We start from the raw sequence: 1,519 nt of genomic DNA on the forward strand, positions 1-1,519 counted from the left end.
CGCCGTACGGCGGCCGCCTCGCCGACCGCTGGGGCGGCGCACGGATCACGGTCTGCGCCTTCGCCGTCATGGCGCTGGCCGCACTCACCGTGGTGTGGACGCTCCCGCTGGGCAACTTCTGGCTCTTCCTGGGCCTGTTCCTGGTGCTCTTCGCGGCCGCCGGGTCCGGCAACGGCTCCACCTACCGCATGATCCCGGTGATCTTCGCCCTCCGTGGACGGTCGATGAGCACCATGAGCACCGGCCGCAAGGCTGCCGCTGCGCTGGGCCTCATCTCCGCGATCGGCGCCTACGGCGGCTTCGTCATTCCGCAGGTGCTGAACGCGTCCAAGGGCGCCACCGGCTCGTACGACTCTGCGTTCTACGGATTCGTCGGCGCCTACGCCCTGATGCTCGTGGTGACCTGGTTCTTCTACCTGCGCCGCAGCACCTCAAGCGTGGGGCACGTCTGAGATGTGCGGTTCCGCTTCGGCTACAGCTACCCATTGCCCGTACTGCGCCCTGCAGTGCGCCATGACGCTCACCTCCACCGGTCCTGAGTCCGTGGAGGTGAGCGGCCGGGACTTCCCCACCAACCGGGGTGGCCTGTGCCGCAAGGGGTGGACGTCCACGGAGCTGCTCAAGCACCCTTACCGCGTGCGTGAGCCGCTTCTGAAGGACGACGACGGTGTGCACCGCCCGATCTCCTGGGACCGTGCGCTGGAAATCATCCGGGACCGGGTCCTGGCGACCCGGTCCCGGTACGGGGCGGAAGCCCGGCCGTACGGCGGCCGCCTCGCCGACCGCTGGGGCGGCGCACGGATCACGGTCTGCGCCTTCGCCGTCATGGCGCTGGCCGCACTCACCGTGGTGTGGACGCTCCCGCTGGGCAACTTCTGGCTCTTCCTGGGCCTGTTCCTGGTGCTCTTCGCGGCCGCCGGGTCCGGCAACGGCTCCACCTACCGCATGATCCCGGTGATCTTCGCCCTCCGTGGACGGTCGATGAGCACCATGAGCACCGGCCGCAAGGCTGCCGCTGCGCTGGGCCTCATCTCCGCGATCGGCGCCTACGGCGGCTTCGTCATTCCGCAGGTGCTGAACGCGTCCAAGGGCGCCACCGGCTCGTACGACTCTGCGTTCTACGGATTCGTCGGCGCCTACGCCCTGATGCTCGTGGTGACCTGGTTCTTCTACCTGCGCCGCAGCACCTCAAGCGTGGGGCACGTCTGAGATGTGCGGTTCCGCTTCGGCTACAGCTACCCATTGCCCGTACTGCGCCCTGCAGTGCGCCATGACGCTCACCTCCACCGGTCCTGAGTCCGTGGAGGTGAGCGGCCGGGACTTCCCCACCAACCGGGGTGGCCTGTGCCGCAAGGGGTGGACGTCCACGGAGCTGCTCAAGCACCCTTACCGCGTGCGTGAGCCGCTTCTGAAGGACGACGACGGTGTGCACCGCCCGATCTCCTGGGACCGTGCGCTGGAAATCATCCGGGACCGGGTCCTGGCGACCCGGTCCCGGTACGGGGCGGAAGCGGTGGGA

The 1,519-nt window shown here is 68.8% G+C and carries 1 protein-coding gene and 3 pseudogenes; all 4 read left to right on the forward strand.

All coding sequences use genetic code 11. From position 1 onward, the window contains the following. Positions 1–452: pseudogene (locus X803_RS21430) on the forward strand (MFS transporter); the annotation flags it as partial. 1 nt (position 453) lies between these two features. Further along, positions 454–756, forward strand: a pseudogene (locus tag X803_RS22715) (nitrite reductase); the annotation flags it as partial. Then, positions 745–1,209, forward strand: a pseudogene (locus X803_RS22720) (MFS transporter); the annotation flags it as partial. The pseudogenes X803_RS22715 and X803_RS22720, both read left to right, overlap by 12 nt. Position 1,210: 1 nt before the next feature. Then, on the forward strand, positions 1,211–1,519 hold a 309-nt coding region (locus X803_RS18645; protein ID WP_156930013.1), incomplete at its 3' end, for a molybdopterin-dependent oxidoreductase.

The sequence above is a fragment of the Arthrobacter sp. 35/47 genome (assembly GCF_000520475.1).
GTDB lineage: Bacteria > Actinomycetota > Actinomycetes > Actinomycetales > Micrococcaceae > Arthrobacter_D > Arthrobacter_D subterraneus.